This is a genomic window from Mucilaginibacter sediminis, from assembly GCF_051903035.1.
In the GTDB taxonomy this organism is placed as follows: Bacteria; Bacteroidota; Bacteroidia; order Sphingobacteriales; family Sphingobacteriaceae; genus Mucilaginibacter.
Genome location: NZ_CP170602.1, coordinates 4,642,194 through 4,668,390, shown reverse-complemented (window position 1 = coordinate 4,668,390; position 26,197 = coordinate 4,642,194). Strand labels below are relative to the sequence as shown.

The 26,197-nt window shown below is 48.1% G+C and carries 21 protein-coding genes and 1 pseudogene; 8 read left to right on the top strand and 14 right to left on the bottom strand.

Going from position 1 to position 26,197, the window contains the following annotated elements; translation table 11 throughout:
* Positions 1–107 precede the first annotated feature (107 nt).
* Positions 108–560: a hypothetical protein gene (locus ACFGVS_RS19060; protein ID WP_439695168.1), complete on the top strand. Its 453-nt coding sequence runs from the start codon at positions 108–110 to the stop codon at positions 558–560.
* A complete protein-coding gene (locus ACFGVS_RS19055; protein ID WP_439695167.1) occupies positions 557–3,505 on the top strand; it encodes a type IV secretion system DNA-binding domain-containing protein in 2,949 nt (982 codons plus the stop codon). Before ACFGVS_RS19060 ends, ACFGVS_RS19055 begins: the two co-directional genes overlap by 4 nt.
* Before the next feature lie 48 nt (positions 3,506–3,553).
* On the opposite strand, the gene ACFGVS_RS19050 is transcribed toward ACFGVS_RS19055, so the two are convergent.
* Complete coding sequence (locus ACFGVS_RS19050) at positions 3,554–5,617, bottom strand: ATP-dependent nuclease (RefSeq protein ID WP_439695166.1); 2,064 nt, start codon at positions 5,615–5,617, stop codon at positions 3,554–3,556.
* Positions 5,618–5,761: 144 nt separating this feature from the next.
* The gene (locus ACFGVS_RS19045) at positions 5,762–6,010 is read right to left on the bottom strand and encodes a helix-turn-helix domain-containing protein (protein WP_439695165.1); all 249 of its coding nucleotides are present in this window, start codon (positions 6,008–6,010) and stop codon (positions 5,762–5,764) included.
* A 101-nt stretch (positions 6,011–6,111) separates the two neighbouring features.
* Here ACFGVS_RS19045 and ACFGVS_RS19040 point away from each other — a divergent pair, with 101 nt between their 5' ends.
* Both ACFGVS_RS19040 and ACFGVS_RS19035 read left to right on the top strand, forming a co-directional pair.
* On the top strand, positions 6,112–6,414 hold the full coding sequence (locus tag ACFGVS_RS19040; protein WP_439695164.1) for a hypothetical protein: 303 nt from the start codon (positions 6,112–6,114) through the stop codon (positions 6,412–6,414).
* Between the two features lie 42 nt (positions 6,415–6,456).
* A complete protein-coding gene (locus ACFGVS_RS19035; protein ID WP_439695163.1) occupies positions 6,457–6,717 on the top strand; it encodes a helix-turn-helix domain-containing protein in 261 nt (86 codons plus the stop codon).
* A 51-nt stretch (positions 6,718–6,768) separates the two neighbouring features.
* Here the strand turns inward: ACFGVS_RS19035 and ACFGVS_RS19030 are convergent, their stop codons facing one another.
* On the bottom strand, positions 6,769–7,014 hold the full coding sequence (locus ACFGVS_RS19030) for a helix-turn-helix domain-containing protein (RefSeq protein ID WP_439695162.1): 246 nt from the start codon (positions 7,012–7,014) through the stop codon (positions 6,769–6,771).
* Between the two features lie 338 nt (positions 7,015–7,352).
* On the opposite strand from ACFGVS_RS19030, the gene ACFGVS_RS19025 reads away from it, so the two are divergent.
* Both ACFGVS_RS19025 and ACFGVS_RS19020 read left to right on the top strand, forming a co-directional pair.
* On the top strand, positions 7,353–7,496 hold the full coding sequence (locus tag ACFGVS_RS19025) for a hypothetical protein (RefSeq protein ID WP_439695161.1): 144 nt from the start codon (positions 7,353–7,355) through the stop codon (positions 7,494–7,496).
* A gap of 80 nt (positions 7,497–7,576) precedes the next feature.
* Positions 7,577–9,067, top strand: a complete 1,491-nt coding sequence (locus tag ACFGVS_RS19020) for a recombinase family protein (RefSeq protein WP_439695160.1) — start codon at positions 7,577–7,579, stop codon at positions 9,065–9,067.
* Here the strand turns inward: ACFGVS_RS19020 and ACFGVS_RS19015 are convergent.
* From ACFGVS_RS19015 to ACFGVS_RS18970, 10 genes and pseudogenes are all read right to left on the bottom strand, one after another.
* Positions 9,042–10,094, bottom strand: a pseudogene (locus tag ACFGVS_RS19015) (YifB family Mg chelatase-like AAA ATPase); the annotation flags it as partial. The gene ACFGVS_RS19020 and the pseudogene ACFGVS_RS19015 sit on opposite strands and share 26 nt — an antisense overlap.
* 116 nt (positions 10,095–10,210) lie before the next feature.
* Positions 10,211–10,864, bottom strand: a complete 654-nt coding sequence (locus ACFGVS_RS19010) for a hypothetical protein (protein WP_143065494.1) — start codon at positions 10,862–10,864, stop codon at positions 10,211–10,213.
* Between the two features lie 159 nt (positions 10,865–11,023).
* Positions 11,024–11,413, bottom strand: coding sequence for a hypothetical protein (locus ACFGVS_RS19005; protein WP_439695159.1), 390 nt, complete (start codon positions 11,411–11,413; stop codon positions 11,024–11,026).
* A 237-nt stretch (positions 11,414–11,650) separates the two neighbouring features.
* The gene (locus ACFGVS_RS19000) at positions 11,651–13,279 is read right to left on the bottom strand and encodes a carboxylesterase/lipase family protein (protein ID WP_439695158.1); all 1,629 of its coding nucleotides are present in this window, start codon (positions 13,277–13,279) and stop codon (positions 11,651–11,653) included.
* A 182-nt stretch (positions 13,280–13,461) separates the two neighbouring features.
* Positions 13,462–15,063, bottom strand: coding sequence for a M1 family metallopeptidase (locus tag ACFGVS_RS18995; RefSeq protein WP_439695157.1), 1,602 nt, complete (start codon positions 15,061–15,063; stop codon positions 13,462–13,464).
* 3 nt (positions 15,064–15,066) lie between these two features.
* Positions 15,067–15,813 carry an energy transducer TonB gene (locus ACFGVS_RS18990; protein WP_439695156.1) on the bottom strand — a complete coding sequence of 249 codons (747 nt, stop codon included), beginning with the start codon at positions 15,811–15,813 and terminating at the stop codon, positions 15,067–15,069.
* A 162-nt stretch (positions 15,814–15,975) separates the two neighbouring features.
* On the bottom strand, positions 15,976–16,917 hold the full coding sequence (locus ACFGVS_RS18985; protein ID WP_439695155.1) for a hypothetical protein: 942 nt from the start codon (positions 16,915–16,917) through the stop codon (positions 15,976–15,978).
* A gap of 88 nt (positions 16,918–17,005) precedes the next feature.
* The gene (locus ACFGVS_RS18980) at positions 17,006–17,776 is read right to left on the bottom strand and encodes a hypothetical protein (RefSeq protein WP_439695154.1); all 771 of its coding nucleotides are present in this window, start codon (positions 17,774–17,776) and stop codon (positions 17,006–17,008) included.
* Positions 17,777–18,063: 287 nt separating this feature from the next.
* Entirely contained in the window at positions 18,064–19,392 is a 1,329-nt protein-coding gene (gene ffh / locus ACFGVS_RS18975; protein ID WP_274210683.1) for a signal recognition particle protein, read from the bottom strand.
* A 470-nt stretch (positions 19,393–19,862) separates the two neighbouring features.
* Entirely contained in the window at positions 19,863–20,885 is a 1,023-nt protein-coding gene (locus ACFGVS_RS18970; protein ID WP_255369881.1) for a DUF3078 domain-containing protein, read from the bottom strand.
* A gap of 226 nt (positions 20,886–21,111) precedes the next feature.
* Between ACFGVS_RS18970 and ACFGVS_RS18965 the strand changes: the two genes are divergently transcribed.
* Positions 21,112–22,062, top strand: coding sequence for an NAD-dependent epimerase/dehydratase family protein (locus tag ACFGVS_RS18965; RefSeq protein ID WP_090651539.1), 951 nt, complete (start codon positions 21,112–21,114; stop codon positions 22,060–22,062).
* 465 nt (positions 22,063–22,527) lie between these two features.
* A complete protein-coding gene (locus ACFGVS_RS18960) occupies positions 22,528–22,977 on the top strand; it encodes an SRPBCC family protein (protein WP_439695153.1) in 450 nt (149 codons plus the stop codon).
* Positions 22,978–23,627: 650 nt separating this feature from the next.
* Here the strand turns inward: ACFGVS_RS18960 and ACFGVS_RS18955 are convergent.
* On the bottom strand, positions 23,628–26,081 hold the full coding sequence (locus ACFGVS_RS18955) for an outer membrane beta-barrel protein (protein WP_439695152.1): 2,454 nt from the start codon (positions 26,079–26,081) through the stop codon (positions 23,628–23,630).
* Between the last annotated feature and the right edge of the window lie 116 nt (positions 26,082–26,197).

Genomic DNA, 26,197 nt, shown 5'->3' with positions numbered 1-26,197 from the left:
ATAGAAACATGGCGCTTCGGATTTTTTTATTAAAATAATTCTATTTTAATGTACGAATAATTAAATTTAGTTATTCAAATAATTTCCAACCTAAATCCCTACCACCCATGGCAGAAAAAGTCATCCACAGCCACTCCTACGAGCACTTCGAGGACATGCAGGCCTCGTCCAAGGAATTCTACGAAAAGCTCGAGTCCCAGATCAAGGAATACCAGTTTCCCGGCGTCTCGTTCTCGTTCGCCGAGTTCGGCGAGGACGGCCCGTGGTCGCCCAAGCGCACCTACTTCTGCATCACCCGGCGGTTCCTCAGCTACTACGTGTGCGCCGCGCCGTTCGGCCGCAGCTTCTTTGTCAGCTGGTGGCTCAAGGACAGCGATGACAGCCTCGCTACAGTGCTGCGCAGGATTCCGATAATTCGGTGGTTCCTGTCGCCTTCCAAGCCATACTATCAGATCGACACCGAGCTGATCTTCAAGAGCAGCATCGACGGCATCATACGGGGCGCGGTGGCAAGCCTCAAGGCCGAGCACGGGTACCGAATCGGGGAAACGGCCGAATGACCGGGAAGTCGGTGTCGCGGCGGCTCACCGAGCAGTTCTACGAGTGGGAGAAATGGGGACGCGGGCACGCCGCCTGCGCGCAGCCCGTGCAGCTCGAGCCGCCCTACGTCCCGTTTCCGGGGCACTTCCTTAGGGGCGGGTACGTGGACGACGGACAGCGGCACACCCCCTTCAGCAGGCTTGCGGCCGCGTTCAGGCCGGTTCCTCCCGTGAATACGGAACGGCAGGAAGCCGAGCGCCCCGTTGCTTACGTGGACGACGATGAATACCCCTCGCTTACCGTCTTCTCGGTGACGCTACCCAGGGGATACGCGCCGAAGGGGGACGGCATCCCGCACCTGCTTGCCATGCTCGCCCGGTGCGAGACCGCCGTGTCGTTCGAGCTCGTTGCCACGCACGAGCGCGCGTTTCTCCAGTTCGTCTGCCGGGACGAGACAGCCTCATACGTATATCCGCTGCTGCGCGCGTACCTTCCCGACTGCGCGGTGACGGAAACGCTCGACGACGAGCTGTTCGAGTGCGCCCGGCTCGCCGAGGCCGCCTGCGTGGCGGACTTCGGCCTGCGGGAGGAGTTTACCCGCCCGATTGCGACAGCTACCGGAGGACACGACCCGTACGTGCCGCTGTTCGGCACCGTAAGCGGCCTCGCGCCGGACGAGGCGCTGGCCGTGCAGGTCCTGTTCTGCGGGGCCCAGAACCGGTGGGCGGACAGCATGATAGAGGCTGTCGGCGACGGGCGGGGCGGCTCGTTCTTCATGGACGCGCCGGAAATGCCCGGTCTCGCGCGGGAAAAGGCGTCGCGCCCGCTGTTCGGGGCGACCCTGCGCGTCGCCGCGTTCGCGGAATACGAACAGGACGCGGCGCGGCTGCTGCACCACGCCTCGCTGGCTGTCGTCCACGCGTCCGCGTCCCCGCATAACTCTCTCGTCATGCTCGACACCCCCGAATACTCGCTCGGCATGAGGCTCAGCGACCTCGTGCTTCGGCAGAGCCACCGCGTCGGCATGCTGCTCAACTCCCACGAGCTCGCGACGTTCGTGCACCTGCCGGACGCCCGGCTGTCCGCCAAACTGATCGGCACGAGCCGCACGACCAAGGCCGCGCCCCGGCACCTGCACGGCCTGCCGTACGCGTTGGGCGTCAACGAGCACCAGGGCAAGGCCGCAAGTGTCGGGCTCGGCATCGAGCACCGGCTGAGGCACATCCATATCATAGGCGGAACCGGAACCGGCAAGAGCACCCTGCTGGCAAACCTCATACGGCGGGACATTATAAGCGGAACCGGCTGCTGCGTGCTCGACCCGCACGGCGACCTCATAGATGCCATGCTGAAAGCCATTCCGCGGGAGCGGACAGGCGACGTGCTGCTGATCGACCCCTCGGATTCCGAGTTCCCTGTCGCCTTCAACATCCTCTCCGCGCACAGCGACCTCGAGCGGGAGCTGCTCGCCTCCGACCTCGTGGCGCTGTTCAGGCGGTTCAGCACGTCGTGGGGAGACCAGATGCACGGGGTGCTGGCAAACGCGATCATGGCGTTCCTGTACAATAGGAAGCCCGGCCATATCGGCGACCTGCGAAAGTTCCTCATAGAGACGGCGTTTCGCAGCAATGTGCTTGCCACCTGCACCGACACGGAACTCGTCTACTACTGGCAGAAGGAATACCCGCTGCTCAAGACCTCGTCCATCGGCTCGATCCTCACGCGCCTCGACAGCTTCCTTCGGCCGAGAGCCATAAGGAACATGGTCTGCCAGCATCAGGGCGTGGATTTCGGGAAGCTGATGGATGGCGGCAAGATAATACTGGTAAAGCTCTCGCAGGGGCTTATCGGCGAGGAGAACGGCTACCTGCTCGGCGCGTGCATAGTGGCAAAGCTGCAGCAGGCGGCGATGGCGCGGCAGCGGCAGGCGTCGGCGGAACGCGTGCCGTTCTTCTGCTACATGGACGAGTTCCACCACTTCGTGACGCCTTCAATGTCCACAATATTAAGCGGCGCGCGCAAGTACGGCCTCGGGCTCGTATGCGCCCACCAGGACATGCAGCAGCTCGAGCGCGCCGACAGGGACATCGCGGGCTCGCTGATGTCCAACGCGGGAACGCGCGTCTGCTTCAGGCTGTCCGACACCGACGCGAGGCGCATGCAGGAAAGCTTCGCCTCGTTTTCGGCGGCGGACATGCAGTCGCTGGCCATCGGGGAGGCCATCGCGCGGGTTGGAACGGCCGACGGCGATTTTAACCTGAAAATAGTTCCTGACGTGTCTGATTGCGAGGATAGCAGCAGCGCCGTCATTGAGGCATCCAGAAGCGCGTACACGGTGCGTCTCCCTACGCCTCCGACCGGCCAGCCCCCGCCTCCCGATATGCCGGAGCAGGCTGCATCGGAATCCGCTCCCTTTCGGCCAGCCCCGCCTTCGGCACGCGCGCGGCAGCCGAAGGAACAGAAACAGGAACCGTCCGCAGATACGGTCACGGAGCACAGACATGTGCAGGCCTTCGTAAAGATGATAGCGGAACAGCACGGGTACAGGGCAAGCGTCGAGGTGCCGACGCCGGACGGGAAGGGAAAGGTCGACGTGCTGCTCGAGCGGGACGGCAGGACGATTGCGGTCGAGATTTCCGTCTCGACGCCCGTCGAGTGGGAACTGCACAACGTGCAAAAGTGCATCGCCGCCGGGTACGACAGGGTGGTAGTGTGCGCGGGCAGCCCGAGGAAGCTGCAACAGGTCGAGGCGCGCGCAATGGCCACGCTCACACCGAGCGAAATATCACGTTTGCAATTTATGGCAACCGACCGGTTGCCGACGCTTTTCGCGGACGATGCAAAGCCGACAGATACCAATGCAACGATGAAGGGCTACAGGGTAAGGGTAAAGTATGACGGGGCGAGGACCCAGGCGGAGACGGAAGAAATCATTGGCCGTATCGTCAGGCAGTCGGGAAAGTAGTAACAACCCACTTTCAGCCGTTCAAAACATGGCTTCCATTGTAATCAGTTAGATTCTGTCGCATATCCTCTGCCACTCGGCGAGGTTTTTGATGTAATTCTGCAAGTCAACGGTTTCGTCAGCGAGAATGTAAGACAACTGCAAAGCTACAGTGTCCTTGCTCCCCTTAATTGCCTTTGCTAATTTTGTGTAATGCGTTTCCAGATCGCCGTGAGACCATATGTGTATGTTAACGTCGTTTAATGACTGCTGGAACTTGTCAAAGTTCGGCTCACCAATGGCATCGAGTATGTCCTTACGCAAGTCGCTTTTTACGTACCGTTGCTCCATTAGGGCGAGGATAGATTGCAATTCCACGTCGTCGGCACTTATAGTCCCCTTGTTGAATTTGCCAAAAAGGTTGTGGAGAGTTTGAGCATCACCGTTAGACTGAATGCCTTTTACCCGTTCCAAAATCTTGTCAAAGCGCGGTACAGAGACGGCCATCGCCGCCTTTATCTTTGCCAGATCGTCCAGGATATCACTCTTTTCAAAGTGGGTCAGTATTTTGAAGACCTCATCCTTGTAGCAATCCAGATCGCCTACCACGATCCATCTGATCTTGAATGTCTCAAGCATCTTTATGTAAGCAAGAAAATTTCCCTTGCCGTTAACACGGGCTATTGAGATATTTTGATAATCCAGATACTGCTTCGTATGCTTTAGTCTGTCAATAATTGTCGGAAGCAGATAGCTTTCACCACCCTCGACCATTATTACGCTGTCGGCAAAGAAAATTTCGGTATTGTTGCTCCAAAGGAATCGCTTTATTTCCTGCGATATTTCAATCAAATTCCTCGACTTGATTTGGGCAACCTGGGAATGATTGTTGTCAGCGCTTTTAAAAACCCTGATGATGTTTTCAGGATCGACACCCCTGAGAAACTCGGGTGAGTGAGTGCTGATAATGAGCTGCCTCTGTGCCTTGTCGCTAAGGTATTTATTCAGCTCCGCGGATATAATTCGGCGCGCCTGAGGGTGCAGGAACACCTCGGGCTCCTCGGTTATAAGCAAGGAACTCGTTGTATGGAACTTGTTGCAATAGAGGGAAAACAGTGCAATTATCACGGCACTCTGAATGCCCGTGCCCTTTTCAGTTATCGGCCGATCAATGCCGTCGTTTACAAAAATCTGAACGCCCTTGTAAAGGTCATGGGCGTTGTCATTGAACAGTTTGAAGGACACCTTCTGGTGCGCAATAGCTCGACTAATAACCTTCCGAATCTCTTCGGTGTTTTCAAAAAATAACTTATCAACTTGGACTTTTATTTTTTCTGAATGTCCAAGAATCAATTCAATATAAGTATGGTCTTCACCGGTCTCTTTGGTGTCCTTATTTTCCTGCCAAATCTTGGAGACCAGCTTGCCAAACCACGTGTAGTTCACCACCCTCAAGTCTTCCTTCGGACTGCGCAGCGCATTGATTACGGTAGAGGTAATCAGCGAGTCCCGCAGCTTCTTCGGTATGTAGTGCGATATCCAGTAAGAGTTATTGTGCCTTACAATAAGGCCATATCCTGCCGAATCTTCAAGAATGCGCGATTTAGTGAAGAATACTTTAATGACACTACAGCCCAGCAGAAAGTTGACAAGGCTGTTTCCCTTTAGCCAATTTATCTTCTTGTTGTCTTCATACGGAACAACGGCGGGGTTTTCTGCTATGATATCCAAGTTTTGCAGAAGGTCGTAGTTGATCCTTATCTCCCCATTGTCCTGTATATACACGGAATCGATGGAGTCCAGCTTTGAAAAGGCCACATTCTTAATAATAGAGTTAATCAATGGTAGGTTGATATCGCGCTCTGTTAAGGTTGCCTCAATATAGAAATTATCCTCAATACAATCGCAAACCTCCCCGGTTTCTTCGACCGCTACCTCATGGGTGTAAAAATCGTTGTCTGTTATGTTGAGATAGGTGGTAAATTTCTCTCCCAAGAGCATGTCGAGCGCCTTTACTATGTTGGACTTTCCACAGTTGTTTTTACCAACAATAACGTTTTTTCCCTTCGAAAATTCAATCGTGCATTCCTTGAAGCTTCGAAAATTCTTTAAAAACAACTTTGAGATAAACATCGGCGGTGAAAGGCTAAGTGGGTTAACGTATAAAAAAAATAAATATACAGATAATTATCCTTCCGGAATATCGCCGTATGCCGTGGCCGACCGCAAATCGTGACGTGGTATTGGTGCGGTCATGGTCCTGCAGTGCATAAATAATTATTTGATCGCAATTGGTTTCTCTGGCAGGAAGTCCCTCGGGCTGCATTCGAATATTATGGCAAGCCTGTTAATCTGGTCGAGGCTGTACTTGCTCACGTGCCTCGGGCTCTCTATCTGGCCGATGAACGCGTCGGACAGGTCGAGCATCGCGCCGAGCCGCGCCTGGCTGATCCCGCGCGCCGTCCTCAGGCGCTTTATCTCGCCGATCACGTAAAGATCTATGTCGCTCTTGGGCAGTCCGCGCATGGGGCTAATAAAGCGACGTTGCGCGAATATTTCACCAAGTAATACTTGGTATTTTCATTTCCGCTGCGTACCTTGGCCTGAAAGCTTAACCCCTCGCAACCATGAAGAGAAACCCCACCCCCAAGCGCGCAGTCGCCCTCGCGGCGCTCCTGTGCCTGTCGTCCCTTTCCTGCCAGAAGAAGTACTGCTGGAAGTGCGCGGCGTTCCAGTACCACAACTACACCCCGAAGGACCCCTCCGTCCCGTTCCACCAGCCCACGGAGCAGTGGGACACGACGAGGTACGAGGTGTGCGACAAGACGGCCGCCGAGATCAGGGGCGAGACCGACCAGTCCGTGAACACGAACAAGCTGGAGGGGCAGTATTTCGTGCACTACACGCTGAGGAAGGAGTGCGAAAGGTAGCGCGGGACGCAAACTACGCCAGCTAAAGCATATATTCGCACCATGAGCGGCAGAAGCAAGGAAACAAAGGACAGGGCGAGATTGCTGCTTTCGGCGCGGCTGAAATGGCTGCGCGCGGAAAGGGGCATGACGCAGGCGGCGCTGTCCGCGGCCTCCGGCGTGAGCGTCGGGCAGATACGGAAAATAGAGTCGGGCAACTCGGACTCCACGATGAGAACGGTTGAGCGGCTGTCCGGGGCGCTTGGAATATTGCCGAGCGAGTTCCTGTCTGGCTTCGGCCCGGCACTCGCCGAGGCCAAATAATAAAATCCGCGCACTGCGGATTCTGCAACCGGGCGTCGCGCGGGTTTGTCCCTAATCCGCGTCCGTTTCCAGCAGCCGGGACGCCGGGACGCCCAGCGCCTGGGCCACGTCAAACACCATGGAGACGTTCGCGTTGACGACCCCGCGCTCCATCCTCCCGACCTGCGAATAGTCCACCCCCACGGCGTTTGCAAGCTCCGCTATGGTCATTTTTCTTTCCAGTCGGTACCGCCTGATGTTGGCGGCCAGCGCCTTGATGGCCCTCTCGTTGCGCCGCTGTTTTTCACCCTTAATCATCCACAATGTTTAGCGAATGATTTTGTTTTGATATAGGGATTAAAATCCCTATTTTTATCAGGTTTTTAGCATTTAACCACATCGCCATTTTTTTACCGTAACCCACAAACTATGCCAGTACGAGACAGACGATACGAGAACCTCTTGCAGCTCATCTTCGGCGCGCTGATTTTTGCCGCGCTGGTCTGGGAAGTCGGAAAGAGGATACCCCACTGGTGGAGCGAGATAGTCCACCACCTCCCCGGACTGAAATAGCTATCCGCAGCATTTCATGCCCGACCGTGAAATGCCGATACTATCGCGCTTCGCGCGCTTTCACTACACTGAAAGAAAAAACCATGAATGTTCCAAAAATCAAGACAGAAAAGCTCCTACTGTTCATCGGCGGCGCGACCGTATGGCTCGCACTCGCGTACATGCTCATCACCATTGCTGCCGACCTTTGCACCCGGCTCGCGGAATGGCTCCCGCACGCGCGCTGAATACCCCCTGGGGTATTTTTTCCAAGGCGGCAAATCGCTACCTTTAGTAAACCCGATCCTTCACAACTAAAAACCGAACAATGGAAGCAAAACGCATCGGCATCTTCATCCGCGTCAGCACGGAGATGCAGGTAAAGGACGACAGCCCCGAGCACCACGAGCAGCGCGCCCGGTATTACGCCGAGGCCAAGGGCTGGTCGATCATCGAAACGTACCAGCTTGACGCGGTGAGCGGCAAGTCCGTCATGCAGCACCCGGAAACGCAGCGCATGCTCGGCGACATCAGGAGCGGCCACATCACCGCGCTGGTGTTCTCGAAGCTTGCCCGCCTCGCCCGCAACACCATCGAGCTGCTGGAATTCTCCAACATCTTCAGGACACACAACGCCGACCTCATCTCCCTTTCCGAAAGCATCGACACGAGCACCCCAGCCGGTCGGCTGTTCTACACCGTAATCGCGGCAATGGCGGAATGGGAGCGCGAGGAGATCAGCGCGCGGGTCGCGGCCTCCGTGCCGATAAGGGCGAGGCTCGGCAAGCCGCTCGGCGGGCAGGCCGCGTTCGGCTACCGCTGGCGCAACAAGGAACTCGTCGTGGACGAGAAGGAAGCCCCGGTGCGCAGGCTGATGTACGAGCTGTTCATGAAGCACCAGCGAAAACTGAGCACCGCCAAGGCGCTCAACGACGCGGGATACCGAACCCGCAACGGCTCGAAGTTCACCGCCACCACCGTGTCCCGGCTGCTGCGCGACAGCACCGCCAAGGGAGAGCGACGCGCCAACTACACCAAGAGCCTCGGCGACGGCAAGCAGTGGATCGTCAAGCCGGAAAGCGAGTGGGTCGTCATGCCCTGCACCGCAATCGTCTCGCCGGAACTGTGGACCGCGGTCAACAACGTGCTCGACATGCAGGAGGCGCGGAACGTGTCCCGGCCGAAAGCCGTGTACCTCCTGTCGGGATTCGTGAAGTGCGACTGCGGCAAGACCATGTACGTGTACCACACCTCGAAGGTGTACGCGTGCAGCAAGTGCAGGCACCGGATCGCGGTATCGGACATAGACGAGATATTTCAGGAGCACCTCAAGGAATACCTGAAAGGCATTGACGTCACGTCGTACCTGTACGAAACGGAGAGCGAGATACGGGAAAAGAAAGCCCTGCTTGACAGCACCCGGCGGGAGCGGACGCGGCTGCAAAGGCACATCAGCGACCTGATCGACCTGCGGATCGCGAAGGAGCTATCAAGGGAGCAGTTCGCCGAAAAGTCCCGTCCCGCAGAGGAGCGGATAAACCAGCTCGACGCGCAGCTGCCCGTACTTGAAGCGGAAATCGACGTTCGCAGCGTCCAGCTGCTTTCAAGCGATACTGTGATGCGGGAAGTGAAGACGCTGTACGAGCAGTGGGAAACTCTGCCGTTCGAGCAGAAGCGCAATATCGTGGAAACTATCGTTGGAACCATCGAGATCGGCAAGGAGGATATCACAATCACGCTGGCCTACGTCCCTGCCGTTCCCCAAAACGCGAAGAAACCTTCGCATTTGCTCAGGGGTTCATACTGGCTACCAGCATAAAGCTTGATGGGTAATCAACCGTAAACTTTGCCCTTGATATGGTTACACGGCGTTCTTCAAGCGGCTGGCGCATTACTTCCAGGGCGCTGCGTTTAAATTCGGGCAATTCGTCCAGGAACAAAACTCCATTGTGGGCCAGCGAAATTTCGCCGGGGGCGGGATTGCTGCCGCCGCCTACGAGTGCTACGTCGCTGATGGTATGGTGCGGGCTCCTGAAAGGCCTAATAGTTACCAATGCATCGGCAGCGGCAAGCTTACCTGCAACTGAATGGATTTTGGTGGTCTCTAACGCTTCGTATAAGCTTAGCGGTGGTAAAATAGATGGCAGCCTGCGGGCCAGCATGGTTTTACCGGCGCCGGGTGGGCCTATCAGGATTACGTTATGGCCACCCGCGGCTGCAATTTCCAGGGCGCGTTTAATGTTTTCCTGGCCGCGTACTTCGCTAAAGTCGCTGTCGTAGTTGCACAGGCTGTCGTAAAATTCTTCGCGGGTGTTTACTATTACAGGTTCGAGCTTGATGTCGCCATTAAAAAAGCCTACCACTTCTTTAATGCTTTCAACACCATAAACCTCCAGGTCATTTACAATGGCGGCCTCGCGGGCGTTTTGTTTAGGGAGAATAAAACCTTTAAAACCATCTTTACGGGCCTGTATAGCAATGGGCAATGCACCTTTGATGGGTTGCAGGCTGCCATCAAGCGATAGTTCGCCCATAATGATATACTTATCCAACTCTTCGGCATCCAGCTGGCCCGAGGCGGCTAATACGGCGGTAGCAATGGTGAGGTCATATGACGAGCCTTCTTTTTTGATATCGGCCGGGGCCATATTTACCACCACCTGCTGGCGCGGCATCCTGAAATTGCAATTTTTTAGTGCCGAATCAATACGGAAATAGCTTTCCTTAATAGCCACATCGGGCAGGCCCACAATAAAATATTTGGTCCCTGCCGCTATATTTACCTCAACTGTAATGGTGATAGCCTGTATCCCATAAACCGCACTGCCAAAAGTTTTAACTAACACGATGATAAAGTTTGTTCAAAGCGTAAGATAAAAATTTTTAAGTATCGCAACATAAAAGGAATATAAAAATGTGCCCTAAAACAAAAACGGCGCCTCGTGGGCGCCGCTGTCAAATGTTATAACCGTTGTTTATACGTATCAAAATCGCTTGCAAAATCTTTCAGGATGTTGTACCACGAATGTGCCCAATAGTTACGGAAGCCGAAACCACGGCTGTTCCCGGTTTTGTAAACGGTAAATAAAACCGTTTTATCGTTCATGTTTACAAAGGTTACCCAGGCACCGGCCTCATGTGTTGCTTTACTCATACCTTCAACAAACATCATCATGCCCAGGCCTTTCTGGCCCTGGAAATCATAATTCTTTACCAAATCAACAATGTCTTTTTCTTTAAGGGTACTAAAGTCGCTTGGCTTCTCGGTAAAAAAGTTTTTGGTGATGGCGTTATTTACAGCTTCGGTAACCTTGAATGCAAAGTGTACACTATCTCGGTGCGAAGCACGGGGCACGTTGTATGTTTTTGGCTCGGTTATAAACAGGTTTGCCCATGCCGGGATAAATTTACCTACAAACTCGGAGTTCAATAGTTCGCCCGACGCCTTGTATGCCGCTTCAGAACCAATAAACCTTGCCTGGGAAAAATCCATTCCCAGCCAGGTAACCGGTACTTTAGGGTTAAACACGTCGGCTTTGGTTTGTGCTTGGGCAACGTTTACTATGGCGCAGGTAAGTAAGGAAATAAAACAGCTGAATTTTGTGATTTTTTTCATGGTTACGGTATACTTTATATTACCCGCCGGTATTGCCGGCAGATAATACAAAATAACACACAATTCATGTAATTAGCATAGCCCTAAAATAACCGGATAGTTAAATTTTGTTATTGTGTACCCAACACGGTCAAAATCAGGCTGATATTTTTTGAAAGATCAAATGGTATTTACAAACAGGAAAAAGACACAGGAAATCACAGCATAGGCCATCAACATAATTGACCATACTTTTTGATTGTTTTTGCTCAGTTTTTCAAATGCAATATTCCATTTTTTAAACCGACCGTTGTTTAGCAGTATAAAGTAATTAAGCAGCAGCGCGCCCGAGGCGGCCAAAAGCATTACAGTTGCAGTTACCTGGTTAATATTAAACCATTTTTGGTGTAAGCAAAGCTGGGTAAACATCAGCAGGTTGGTTAGCAAAAGGATTAACAGGAAACTTACGCCAAAAAGCGAGTTAAATTTGGGTAGGCCACCTTGTCCGAAATTTCTGGCGTTCCATCTGTAAGCGGTTACATACATGGATTTAATTGCTGCTGTGTTCATGATGTTAATGGTTTAAAGGTTAATAGTTGGTAGTTAAACGAGCCGATGGAATGGATTGTTTGGTTGATAACGCAAACTGCAAAATTATATTATGTAAAAATTTCAAATTTTTGAAGATTGCCATATAAAAGTTTGGCAAGCGACTAAACGTCAATAAACCGGGATAGCGTTATCTTTCGGGTAAACAAAAACGGCCACCAAAAGGCAGCCGTTTTATATTATTAAACTTGCAGATTTTTATTTTGCCGATGCCATTTGAAGCAGGGCAGCGTCATGATGATATTTTACTTCGGCTTTGTTATCAAATAACATAGCCGCGCCGTTTTGGGCCGTATAAGCTGGCCAGTTGGGCAAGCCCTTGGCATTTGGGTTACCGGTACGGGCAAAATTTATCCAGGCTTGGCTCATTTTATTGGCTAAGGCGTAGGCATCCTTACCACCGCCGGTCATTTCTTCGCAGCGTTTAATGTTATCAAACTCAAAACAGATATCGATACAATGGATGGATTTAAACATGCCATCGGCCACTGGTGATTGCCAGGTAAACATATACATATAAACCGGCGCCGCGCCGGTTACTGCCGATTTTGCGTTGGCCTGGCGGATAACACCCGGCCTGAAAGTTGCTAAATCGATATCCAGGTAATCGGATGGTTTTACAGTGCCCGGGTAGGCTTTTAAAACCTCGGCCATATAGGCTTCTGTTTTATCAGCATATTTTTTTTGTAGGTAGCTTTTAACATCATCCATGCTAAAGTTACGGATAGCCGGGTTTATCAGCGAGGCCATAAATTCGGTTTTAGTTGAGCCAACCAGTAAGGGAATGTTTTTTGATAGTTCGGCAGCGGCCGGGTCATTTAACTGGTAGGGTAAAAACACGCCATCGTTAACTGGTTCCCAGCCAAGGCCAAAACCGGCAACGGGCTTGCCCTCGGCTTTTAATTGCTGGGCAACTTTAGGTAACGCTTTTTTCGCGGCGGCGCTTAAGCGCTCGTATGATATGGTTTGTAACGAATCAGCCTGGTTTGGCTGCAGGTTCAATACTTCCAGCATAGCCGCGCCAATTCTTTTTGATACATCGTTATCCATAAATTTTGACTGGTAACTGCCGCTTTGTACAATAGCTTTATGGAACAAGCCTTTTGCTGATGGCGCCGCCATTAAGGTAGTAACCTTGCCGCCACCACCCGACTGGCCAAAAATAGTTACGTTATCCGGATCGCCGCCAAAGCTGGCTATATTTTGTTTTACCCATTGCAGGGCAGCAACAATATCCATCATACCCACGTTGGCCGATGATTTATATTTATCGCCATAGGCCGATAGGTTTAAAAAGCCCAGCAGGTTTAAGCGATGGTTAATGGATACCACCACAACATCGCCTTTTTTGCTCAGGTTTTCGCCGTCATAGGATGGCAGTTCAATGGCCGAGCCGGCAGCAAAACCGCCGCCATGCAGCCAAACCATTACGGGGCGTTTCTTTTGATCGTTAATACCTGGCGTCCAAACATTCAGCTTCAGGCAATCCTCGTTCATATAGCCCCAGTTGTGCTGAAAGCCAAACTCGATAGGGTCGTTAACGGTAGTTGTCGGGTCGATAGGGCAAACGGCTCCGTATACCAGCGATGCGCGGACACCCTGCCATGGAGCGGGCTTTTCGGGTGCCATAAAACGTTTGGCAGTTGCGTAAGGTATGCCTTTGTAATTAAAGGTACCGTTGTGGATGTACCCGCGTACCTGCCCTGCATCGGTGCTGGTTACGGCTACACTTTCGCCGGCAATAATGGCATCGCTGCTTTGGCTGTAGCCAAATAATGGCAGCAGGCAAAAGGCCAGCAAAGCCCAAAATGTTGAGTTTTTATTCATGGTTATCTGGTTTAATATAATTGGTTTATGGATTATCCGGGGGATGAATAACGTATACCATTACCATGATTCATTGGGCAATAAACCAATAATTATCATTGTGTAGGTATTACACAATGATAATTATAAAAATTTATAAATCAATAGGCTGTTGATTTATTTAGCAAATAGTAACAAGCTTATTACTTCTGTGCAGTAATGCCTTCCAGGCTAAAGGATGCCAGTAAATTTACGTTAGGATCAACCATTATTTTAGCGTCACCAGTAGTCACCGGCACTTTAAGCCCGGTTTCTTTATTTTTAATATTCATGGTGTAGGGCTTGCCGTTAACCGTAAGCTCCAACGGGAACTCGTAAAGCGATGCCTGTTTTTGTGTTACCGATATTTCGACAACAGAACTATTTGCGCGTTGCATCCATGTTATCTTTAAATCGGGGTGACCGGCTGTTCGTAACCATTGTTTAAAAAATAGTTTTAGGTTTTGGCTGCTGGCTTTTTCCATCACTGCGCATAGGTCGGCAGTGTTCGCGTTGCGGCCGTTATACATGGTGTAATAATTACTTACGCCTTTCCAAAATATAACATCCCCCAGCTTGCGTCTAAGCATATGCAGTACCCAGCCGCCCTTTTGGTAACTGTTGGCGTTTAGCAATTGCATGTACTTGTTTTTTACAGCGGTATCAACAACGGGGCTCAGCCTTTTCTTTTCAAAATCAATAACGGTTTGCCTATCCTCAATTAGCCGCTTTTTTAAGGTATCGGCCCCATATTTATTCTCCAGGTATAGGTTGGTCATGTAGGTGGCAAAACCTTCGCTTAACCATAAGTGGGCAAAGTTTTTTTCGCTTGCGCCATCACCAAACCATTGGTGGGCTATTTCGTGCGCCATTAACTCCTCGATGCCTTTGCTGGTAACCGACTCTTCGAAATAAAATATCGCGCTTGCATTTTCCATTCCGCCAAATATCGTTTTCGATTGTACGTTGGCCAGTTTCTCGTAACTGTAAGGGCCAACTTTTTTGATGAAAAACGGCAGTATATCTTTGGCAATAGCATAGTTTTTAAAACCGGCCTCCTTGTTTTCGGGAAACACATAGGAATAAACCGGGATACCGCTTACATCGCCGGGATGGTCAATGGCAAATTCGGCAACGCCAATAACCATTACTTTGGTAGGTAGCACCACGTTTTCCTGCCAATGGGTAAGTTTTAAGTGATTATCCAGGGCTTTCTCTTCCAGTTGTAAACCGTTGGCCACCACCTGGTAATGATCGGGTGCGGTTACTTCAAAGTCAACGGTAGCTTTATCTGCCGGGTCGTCAACGCAGGGGAGCCAATTATGGGCCCTATTTGGCCAGTTATCGCCAAAAAAAGTACGGTGGCCAAAGTTGTTGGTTGATATGATCAATCCATCGGCAGGTACACCTTCGTAGCTAATTACAAAGTTATGCCTGCTGGGGGCTTTTACCAGTGTGTATATTTTAACAGCATCGCTATCCTGTTCAAATTTAAGAGGTTTACCATTTTCGGTCACCGCAGATACTGTCATCCCTTTGCCACCTGCATTCTTTTTTGCCAGGTTCAGGTTAAATGAAGCAGCATCCTTTATAAATTTTATGGCTACGGTGGCTTCGCCTTTTATATTATTGTTATCGTCATTAAGCTGTAATGCAAAATTGTAGTGCTGTACATCAATTGCCGAGCCGGGAACCTGGGCATGGGCAGATAACGCGAAAAAGCCAAAAGCTGCATTGCTTATTAAATAAATGGTTTTTTTCAACATCTCCTAGTCTTCTTCAATTGTAAAATTAATGGGTAACTCATACTCTACCGTCACAGGTTCTCCCTTGTATAAACCGGGCAGCCACTCTCCCTTTATTCGCTTCGCTCCAAGTAATGACTCTTCGTCGCAGCCAAATCCTAAGCCCGATTTTACCCTGAAGTTGGAAGTATGGCCTAATGTATCTATTGTGAAAGCAATTATAACTTTTCCCTGTACATGATGTTCCCTTGCAATGGCAGGGTACCTTAAATTACGAAGATCATTCTGCATCATCCGTTCACCATCTAAAAATACAATTGGGCGATCAAGCTTTACTTTTAGAGTATCAGTTCCTCTAATTACCCGATAATTTTGTCCCAAACTATCCTGATGCGATAATTTGTAGTAGCGAAGTTTTTTGTTAGTATAATCGTATTTTACTTGCAATTCATCATTGCCGTTAAAGGCACTCCAAAAACCAAAACGCTCGTTGTTTTTATAAAAGCCAGTTAACGCAACTGCACCCCTATAGGAATAATAAGTCCATATACTATCCTTTACATTATTTTGGTAATATCCATCGCAAATTAATCTGTTATTAAAAGCGGCGTATTTTTCATATTTACCGCTTCGTATTTGTTCATTAGAGTCGAGCACAAAATACTTTTCTAAAACATTGTGTTTGTCATCTACCTTTATAATTTGCTTTGTTTGAGCAGGAGACCTCAACGATAGCAAAAAGACAAATAGTAGTATAACCGCATTTTTCATGCGGTAAAGATATTGGGATAAAATTATTTTTTAATTAATCTGCCCGCTAAATCGAATTTATAAACTAAAAAAATATTCTTGCGGGTACCGGTTATTGCAAAAACAGGTGATGATCTTTAAAGTTGCAAAAGGCTCAAATGCTAATTTAACGAATATAAATCTTTAAAAAGTTACGCTGGCACCCGCCGAAAATAAAAAGTAAAGCCCATTTTTTGATGTATTACTCACATAATCAACCTGGTTAAATGGTTTTATGAGGTATGGTGTAAAAACTATCTGCACTTTGTTTATAACATAGGTAACCGGCATCGACCCGCTAAAGGCAAGCAACTGATATTTCCTTACTTCCTTTTGATTTTCCTGGGTTACGGTTTGGGTGATGATAGTTTGCTTAGGCTGATTTGGAAACAATATGTTAATAGGCGTTTGTTTCTGCGGAGTTTCTACCGACCGGGTTACCTGCGACTCGGTGTAGTAGGTTTGGTAAAACGATTGTGTACCGGCATATAGCGATGCGGTTGGCGTAAGCTTAAGGCCATTTAATTTCGTGGCACCGGTTTTAACTGCAAATATCTCCTTAGATAGTTCGGCAGTATTGATGATATCGTTTTTGTTGTTTTTGTCAAAGCGGTAACTACCGCCAATGCTCAGTTTTACAATATTATCGGGGTTGGCGTACAATGAACCATCAATGGTGGCATTAAAAGACGAGAGGATGATAGGGCTGCTTCCGGTAATAAAAAACTTGGTGGCCGATATGGTGCCGCCGTAATACTTTTTACTATCAAACCCAAAAACATATCCGGGAGTTATACTTAATCCTTCGGCGCCCGATTTCGATCCGTTAAGATCAAAGTAGCCTATTGCACTTAGGAAAAATCCGTGTTTGCTTACCAGGGTAAGCGTTGGCAGTAATAATGGCACGCTGCTATCGTCGCGACGTCCGGCGTACGTTAAGTTGGAAATATATTGAAGTCCGGCATTTACAAACAACTCCTTTACCTGGGGCTTTTTAGATGCCGTATCGGTAACGGTTCGCTGTGCAAATGAGACTGTACCGCTGCCCATAATAATAAGCAGCATGATAAGTTTATATTTTTTCATAAAGGATTTGATGTGCTTAGCGTATGTTTTAAATCAACAAAAGGGCCGTTAACGGCCCTTTTGCTAATGATATTATTATAATTTGATGTTATTGTTTAGCAGCGCTTACTTTAGTTGAGCTGCTGCCCGAAGCGCTAACAGTAGCGCTTTTTTTACCTGCTTTTACCGTGGTTGCAGATGAGCCACTGTGTGATAAGCTTGCTTTGGTACTTTTTGTAGTTGTAGCTGCACTACCAGAACTGCTTACGCTTCCTCTGCTGCTAATACTTACGTTTTTCCTGGCAGCTATTGCTTTTTTGCTTGCTGCAGAAGCAGCATTAACCGAGGCGTTTTTAGCTGCTGCGGCTTTAGCTGCAACGTTATTTGCTTTAGCGCTAACATCTGCTGAGGCATTGTTTGCGGCATCTTTTGATGCTGTAACTGCGCTACCTGCGGCTGTTGCGGCTTTATCTGCCGATGCTGAACCACTTACACTACCCGAACCTGCAAGGCTTGCGGCAGCATCGGTTTTGTTAACTGCTGCTTCGGCATTTGTTACGGCGGCAGCGTTAGCTGTTCCGCTTACGTTGGCAGCCTGGTTTGCAGTTGCCTGCGATTGTGCGGCGGCCGCGTTAGTTGCTGCCTGAGTTTGGGCTGCGGTACGGGCGGCAGCGCTTTGGGCCTGTGCGGCCGCCTGGTTGCTGATATTGGTAGTTGTAGCTGCGGCTTTTTGAGCCACAGTAGTAGCATTCACAGATGGTAATGCAGTTTGGGTAACAATTTTTGTTGCTGTTGCTGCACCTACGTTAACCTGTGCAATACCGGATTTTGCTGCGAATAAAGCTGCTGTAAATAATACTGATTTAACTAAAGTTTTCATTTTATCTATCTATTAAGTTTATGTTGCATGCCGGGTTATTAAACCGGTATCATGACATTACATAGACAAATGATATGCCATTGGAAAAATAAAGCCAGAATAATAGGAAAATTGAACTGTTTTTGTATAGAATAGCAGACAAAAGACAGCAAAAGCTTGCCGAAAAATAAAAAAAAGCAGACAGTTTGCCGGGCATTAAAAGCAATGCCCTAAAGCAAAAAAAGCCCCGGTAAATATCCGGGGCCTAAGTGTATTTTTTAAATATGCGCTATAAAAAGCCGGCAAACTTACATTTTGGGCATCCGGCGCATCATGCCGGCCATGGCGGCGGGGTTGCTCATTTGCTTCATTACCTTTTTCATATCGTCAAACTGTTTCATTAGCCGGTTTACTTCGGTTAAATCAGTTCCGGAACCTTTGGCTATCCGGTTACGGCGGCTTTGGTTAATAGTTTCGGGGTTCGATTTTTCGAATGGTGTCATGGATTGGATGATGGCCTCGATAGCTTTAAAAGCATTATCATCAACTTCAACATCCTTCATCATTTTGCCTACGCCCGGAATCATGCCCATCAGATCCTTCATGTTACCCATTTTTTTGATCTGCTGTATCTGGCTGTAAAAATCGTTAAAATCAAATTTGTTTTTGCGGATCTTCTTTTGCAGCTCGGCAGCTTCCTTCTCGTCAAACTGCTGCTGGGCGCGCTCAACCAGGGAGACAACGTCACCCATGCCCAGGATACGGGATGCCATACGATCGGGGTGGAAAACATCAAGCGCTTCCATTTTTTCGCCGGTACCTATAAACTTAATCGGCTTATTTACAACCGATTTAATAGATAAGGCTGCACCACCGCGGGTATCACCATCAAGCTTGGTTAATACTACCCCGGTAAAATCAAGCCTGTCGTTAAATACTTTAGCGGTGTTTACGGCATCCTGGCCGGTCATGGAGTCAACCACAAATAATATCTCATGTGGTTTTACTGCGCTTTTTACCTGCTCAATTTCCACCATCATGGCTTCGTCAATAGCCAGGCGGCCGGCGGTATCAATAATCACTATATTATGGCCATTTTGTTTGGCCAAGGCAATACCCTCCAGCGCAATAGCAACAGGATCTTTCGATTCGCGGTTTGAATATACCGGTACGCCTATTTGCTGGCCTAATACTTCCAGCTGATCAATAGCCGCTGGGCGGTAAATATCATCGGCAACCAGTAAGGGCTTTTTGTTTTTTTGCGTTTTAAGATAATTGGCCAGCTTGCCGGTAAAAGTTGTTTTACCCGCACCGTTTAAACCTGCAATCAGGATAATGGTTGGCGAGGCCTTTATTTCCAGCTCGGCTGTGGTACCGCCCATAAGCGCGGTAAGCTCATCGTTCATGAGCTTGGTAAGCAACTGGCCTGGCGATATGGCTGTTAATACATTATTACCCAGTGCTTTTTGCCTTACATCGTCAGTGAATGCTTTGGCGGTTTTATAGTTTACGTCGGCATCCAGAAGGGCCTTGCGGATCTCCTTCATGGTTTCGGCCACGTTTATCTCAGTAATAGTTCCTTGCCCCTTCAGTACCTTAAAGGCCCTGTCGAGTTTATCCGAAAGATTTTCAAACATTGTAATATCCCAGTTTTGAGGTTACAAAGGTATGATTTTGAAAGTTAATTTTAAGACAGATGTATATGCCGTTTTTGGTGCGGCAAAATCGGCCCAAAAACGAAGTCCGTTTTTTTAAAATGTTTTGCTACCGGTTTTTTCAAAAGGCACTTTAACGCTGTCTTTGCAATATTTAATGCAAAAAAACGCGAAAAATCACAAAAATTGCATGATTTGATTCAAATAAGCTGTAAGAAACTTCAAAAAAACACAACTTTTATACAATTGCTCTTTAATGGCATGCTGCCGGAGGAGCGTGCGGTTTTTTGAGAAAAAAACGGAAATAAAGTCAAAAAAAGCAAAATAAATCTGTAGCTACCAAATTTTCACCACTCACCACTCACCACTCACCACTCACCACTCACCACTCACCACTCACCACTCACCACTCACCACTCACCACTCACCACTCACCACTCACCACTCACCAATTAAGGGAACCTGTACAACATTCCCAGCGCCAGGCCTTCTGTAGCCTGGGCATCTTTTGAGGTATGCTGATCATATAACAGCGTACCATTAATGGTAACGTTGATTAAACGGTTTACCCGGGCCGATAACACGGCATCAACACGGTGGGTAACATATTTAAGCGACTGGCCATACGGGATAAACAATGCATACCGTGTGTTCAGGTGGATATTTTTCATAATATCCTTATCAAATAGGGCTACCATTTGAAATGCTAAATCGTTTTTTACGGTTTTGTTGGTATCAACGCCGTAGTTATCTGTTTGAAAGCGTCGTACGCTTTTATCTAAAACAAAAGTTTGCCTTGCGGTACCCGTACCTAAACGCAAATCAAAATAGGGGGCTGGCTTATACTCCAAACCCAACGATTCGGTTAAATAGCCGGGCGCCATAAAATTCGAGATCTGCTGAGCATCAAAACGACCGTTGCCCTGGTCTACATAGTTAAATCCTTTGTCAAACTGCGACTCAAACGTTAGCGCGCCGAACAGGTACCAGTGCTTAGATAATTGCGAGGCTACCTTATTATCAAAGTAAATCCTGTCGTTGGTTTTACGTTTGCCCTGGCCTTTATTTTTGGCTACGCCATAAGTAAGGTTAAGCTCAGATACATAGCTGAAAGGCGCGTTGTTATACTCGGTGTGGTATACAAAGTTTGTACCCAGGGCCACCGAATTTACACCTCCGGCGCTATAGTTGCTGGTAAAAGCCGACTGACTGAAGTTGAGCCCGAACGCTACCGCTTTTTTCCAATGGATAACTTTATAGTCAAGCATGGTAACCGGGATTTGCTCGCGCTGGATCTGGATGGGCCTCACCCGTGTTGGGATTGAATTTGGGCGCGGGCTCACACGCAACCTGTTAACCACGGCGGTATCAATTTTAACGGTGTCCTTTTTCAGCGAATCGGTTTGCTGGGCAATTGCCGATGTGCTGCAGGCTATCGATGCTAATAAAAGCAGGGCAAGTCTGATTTTTAACATAAAAGCAAAATAAAGCAAAAAAGTTTAAAGAAGTATCAAGTAGTTAGTATCAAGTAGCAAGATTTTGACCCGTGATTTTTTTGCAGCTATCTTACTACTTGATACTAACGACTTGATACTGCTATTGCTATTGCAACAATCTTGATACTTACTACTTGCTACTTGCTACTAAATCAACGGTTAACTTTTTCAGGCAAATTCCTACATTTGCCAAAACTAAAAGTTGATGACTGAAAAAATTTTAGTGATTGGTGCCAATGGTCAAATTGGTACCGAATTGGTTATGGCATTACGCGGCATTCACGGTGCCGAAAATGTAATCGCCTCCGATATTAACGATCCTACCTACGCCATCCGCAACAGCGGCCCCTTCGAAATTGTAAATGTGCTTGATAAGCATAACCTGCACCACATATTTGATAAACACCGCCCAACCCAGGTTTACCTGCTGGCTGCTATCCTATCTGCCGTAGGCGAAAAAAAGCCAAAAATGGCCTGGGATTTAAACATGACCGGCCTTATCCATGTGCTTGATTTTGCTGTAGAGTTTAAAACGGCCAAAGTTTTCTGGCCAAGCTCTATCGCCGTTTTCGGCCCGCACTCGCCGCAGTATAATACGCCGCAGTATTGTGTAATGGACCCCAACACGGTTTATGGGTTTAGCAAACTGGCAGGCGAGCGCTGGTGCGAGTATTATTTTGAAAAATATGGTGTTGATGTGCGCAGCATCCGCTATCCCGGCCTTATCGGCTGGAAAGCCTCGCCCGGCGGCGGCACCACCGACTACGCGGTGCACATATTTCACGAGGCATTAAAGAATGGTAAGTACCAAAGCTTCCTTTCGGCAGATACCGCGCTGCCGATGATGTATATGGAAGATGCCATCAGGGCTACCATCAGTTTGATGGATGCACCGGCAGAGCAAATTAAAATCCGCTCGTCGTACAACCTGGCCGGCATCAGCTTTACACCAACGCAACTGGCCGAAGAAATTAAAAAACATATCCCGGCCTTCCAGATTAGCTATACAGATACCGACCCGCGCCAGGCCATTGCCGATAGCTGGCCCAAATCAATTGACGACAGCAGCGCGCAGCAAGACTGGGGCTGGAAGCTGGAATACGACCTGCCCAAAATGACCGCCGATATGCTGGAGAATTTGAAACGGGTACTTTAGGAAGGTGAAAGGCGAAAGGTATTCCTTTCTTGTACTTCAGGTATCTCTGATGCTTTTAGACTAAGGTTGATTAAATATCGAACACCGAATGTCCAATATCGAATAATGAATAAAAAAATCGATTTGGACATTCGATATTCGTCATCGATATTTATTTGCTTGTTTTCTTACGATCACTCAAGCTCCGGCAATGCTTTTAAGTAATTAAAATTCAACTCCCACGAGCGGATCAAAGCAATCACATATTTACCGGCTTTATTTTTTTTGAAATACCTGTTCTGGCAATCTAACCAAGCACAGGCCTGTCGCAAATTTGGTTGCAAATTGTCGTTTCCTGCCCTGCTCAATATCTTTTTTTACCTGCATTTTTGTTAAACAAATAACAACAAACGGTGGAGCAGCTACCACTTGCAAAAACGGGCGATCCGAAAAGCCAAACGAGTAGGAATATAAAAAAACGATTTTATGTCAGACAACAAAGTTTCATTGCACAGAGTTATTAAGGCTTCGCCTGAAAAGGTATATCGTGCCTTTACCGAGGCTACGGCGATTGCTTCATGGCTGCCGCCTTACGGTTTTCTTTGTACCGTACACGAAATGGACGTTCGGGTAGGTGGTACTTTTAAAATGTCATTTCATAATTTTACAACAAGTAACGGCCATTCATTTGGTGGCGAATATTTGGAGGTAAAACCCAATGAGTTCCTGAAATATACCGACAAATTTGATGACCCCAACATGCCTGGAGTAATGACCACATCTGTTTGGCTTCAAAAAACAATAGTAGGTACCGAGCTAAAAGTACTGCAGGAAGGAATACCTCCGATGATACCCGCCGAAATGTGTTACCTGGGCTGGCAGGAATCGCTGGAGAAACTCATTAAACTGGTAGAACCTAATATACCAGATGCCTGATTAGCCGGCTCGAGTCTCGTTTGGTGACTATCGGCAAGGTGAAATATAATTGCCAGGAGAAGTTTTCTTTGCTCCCGAAAATCACTTTTATGGATTGGCGTTTGGAATACCTGTACAATTGTTGGAGTTATCTCTATAGGTGTTCGGATGAAATAAAAAAGCGCAGGGTGTGTGCGATTCCTTCCCTGGGGAAGGGGGAGGTAGGGGTTAAATCAGGCGTTCAAGTCGCTTTGCTACTCGTCGCTCGTATAAACCCCTCCCTGCCTTTGCGCTCAACGTCAGCCGCACCCCTCCCGTTGGGCTACTGTGAGTACACATGCTAATATGAAATAGTAACTTTGAAAAGTTACTCCGTTAGGAGTGAAATATCGGTAGAATAATCAAGCACCCTCCTTTTCGTGCCGTAGGTACGAAACTAACCGCCAAATTTGTCTATTTATCAATACCCTGTCGACTAGAAAAGTTCAATTGCGACGTACCTACGGCACGTAAAGCTATTTTTGATATATTTCTACCGACATTGAACCCCTCTGGGGGTTTTCCTAAAAGATATGTACACACTGTAGCCCGTTGGGAGGGAACTAAAAAGCATTCTCACACCTTTGAATTATCCAACACCGGCACGGGCTTTAGTAAAACACCGCGTACAATTAATGCGCCCTGCCTTGTTCGCTCTCGGCACCGCCCGTATCGCGTTTTTGGGGCACATTGGTTAATTTACCAAAACTGTATGTAAAAGCCAGGGTGGCTACCTGGGTATCCAAATAGTTATGGAAGGTGGCATTGGCGCCCACAATATTGGTAATGGTACCGCTTGGCCTGAACGTGTGGAAAATATCGCGCGCATTTAACTTGATAGTACCCTTATTATTCAATATTTTTTTCTGGATAGCCGCGTTAAGCATGCCTTTGGGTAGTGTAACAAACTGTCCGTAAGTGCCCCCGCTATCATAAAAGCCGCTTAATTCGGCGCTCCAGGTTTTGGATAAAGTGAACTGGTTGTTGCCGTTGCCCGAAAATGTGTATTGCGACTGATTAAGGTACCCGGTGTAAAACGCCCCCTGGTAAGTGTTTTTATAAACCTCGGCATATAGGTTAACCGACCACCATTTGGCCGGCTGAAAGTTGGTATTGGCAGACAGGTTGATTGTTTTCCGTCGCCCTATGTTGCCCTGGGTGCTGATGAACACGTTGTTGCTGTTGTGAATGGTTTCGCCCTGAACATCGGTAGTATAATTATAGGTAAGCGCAACGGTAAACAAACTCCGGTAGCTATACGCCAGTTTATAATTATCAGTAAACTGCGATTTAAGGAAAGGGTTGCCCGAAAAGTAAGTAAACTTATCTACAAAAAAGGTAAAAGGATTTAAGCTTCCGTAGCTGGGCCTTCCAATGCGCCGGCCATACGACATGGCAAGCACATTATGGCCGGCGGTATCCAGGTTGTATGAAAAATAAGCCGTCGGGAACAGGTTGGTATAATGCTTAACAAATGATGAGTCGGCTTTTTGGGCATTCCCCAGCTGATGGCCGGAACCATTGGTGTTCTCGGCCCGTAAACCGGTTTGTAATGAAAACCGGCCGAGGGTTTTGTTAAAATTAACGTATGCAGCATTGATGTTTTCTTTATATAAAAACCGGTTGGTGTTGTTGTAATCAATGGTGCTTACATTATCAATCACATTAAAATAATTGGCCGCATTATCTGTACTCACATAGCTGCTTTTAACCCCGGCCTCCAGCTTTGCCTTGCCCTTAAGCGAACGGGTGTAATCGGCCTTTGCAGAATAGATATTAATGGTGGATGGCAAATTATCAGTCAGCGTTTGTGAATTTGTTAAAGTACCATCGGGTAAAAAAGTGTTGTTTACAAACATCTGGTTACTGCCGGCTGCATTGTGAATATAATCCAGGTCGAATGTAAGGGTCCTGCCTGTACTATCGTACTTATGGGTATAATTCAGGTTTATACCCTTGCTGTCAAACTTATTGGTGGATGTATTCAGGGTATTTATGGTTGAATCCAGGCCGCCGCTTTTACCATATAATAAGCTGTATACCGGGCTGCTGTCATGATCGCGTGATATTTCGCCGGTAAATACCACACCCCAGGTAGTTTTTGACGATGAGTAATAATCCATCCCGGCTTTAATATTGGTGTTATTACCGGATGGCCTGAAATAGGATATATCCTTTAAGGACGAGGTTCTATCTCCATTGGCATCAAAATAATCGCGGTCAATTTCCAGCCGCCTGAAGGTTTTTTGCTTGTTATAGGCAAGGTTGGCAAAAATGTTAATTTTATCAACGCGGTAATTCATGTTGATGCTTTCGTCTGTACGCCCATAAAAACCGAGCGCATAATTGGCCGAAACCACCGCATTAAACCCCCTGGTGGTGTTCTTTTTAGTTTTTATATTAATTACGCCTGCATTTCCTGCGGCATCATATTTGGCCGGCGGGTTATCCATCAGCTCTATCTGATCTAATGACGATGACGGTAACGAGCGCAGGTAAGTTGCCAGGTTTGCGGCCGAAAGATAGGTTGGTTTATCATCAATCATCACCATTACGCCGCTTTTTCCCTTAAAGGTGATATTGCCATCGGCATCTACCTGTACACCGGGTGTTTTAGCCAACACTTCCAAAGCGTTGGCGCCGGTATTTGATATCAGCGCCCCAACATTAACTACCGTGCGGTCAATTTTTTGTTGTACATATGATTTTTGGGCAGTTATAGCCACCTCATTTAACTTTTTGCCTGCCAGCGATAAAATAAACGGGGGTAAATTAACCGGTTTTAGCCGGCTTACAATCACCGGGCCGCTTAGGTAAGTTTTATAGCCAATATAAGTAGCCTTAATAAGGTAGGTATTATCCTTTATGTTTTTAAATGCGAAGCCACCATCCGGGTTAACAAGCTGGGTACTTACCACGCTTGAATCTTTTGCGGCAAGTAAAATAACGGTTGCGCCATCAAGCGGCTTCTTAGTATCATCTAAAACCGTCCCCGAAATTTTGCCGATGTTGGTTTGTGCCGGGGCAACATTAAAAAAAAACAGCATGAATAAGGGCAACAGAAATACGCGTATCAGTTTCATCATGATTATAAGACATGTGCTGCGCCATTATCGTTACATGATTTTATACTTTATTTAGATGGGTGGCGGGTATCTCCGCTGCCCCGATACCAGGTAAAAGGTTAAAGGATAAAGGTTTT